This window comes from Microvirga pakistanensis (genome assembly GCF_004458765.1).
Taxonomy (GTDB): Bacteria; Pseudomonadota; Alphaproteobacteria; order Rhizobiales; family Beijerinckiaceae; genus Microvirga; species Microvirga pakistanensis.
Map to the genome: position 1 here is coordinate 1 of NZ_SPJX01000188.1, position 223 is coordinate 223.

A 223-nucleotide genomic window follows, 5' to 3' on the forward strand; every position below is an offset into this window, starting at 1 on the left:
GCGGGCCACGTGCTGCGCGGCATCGGCGCCGAGGAACACCTTCGGATCGAAGGCGAGGATCAGCTCGCCATGGCAGGGAGCGGCGCCGACGCCTTCATCGAAGGCCATGGAGTCCGCGCTGGTCATATCGCCGATCAGAGGGCCCGCCATCAGCTCGATCATGGCCGAGAGGGCCGAGCCCTTGTGGCCGCCGAAGGTCAGCATGGCGCCGGCCATCGCGGCC

General features: G+C 70.0%; 1 protein-coding gene. It reads right to left on the reverse strand.

Features of this window, described 5'->3' with window-relative positions:
- Nucleotides 1-223 (reverse strand): Ldh family oxidoreductase (locus E4K09_RS13990; protein ID WP_193557286.1); only part of this gene is annotated, 223 nt, incomplete at both ends.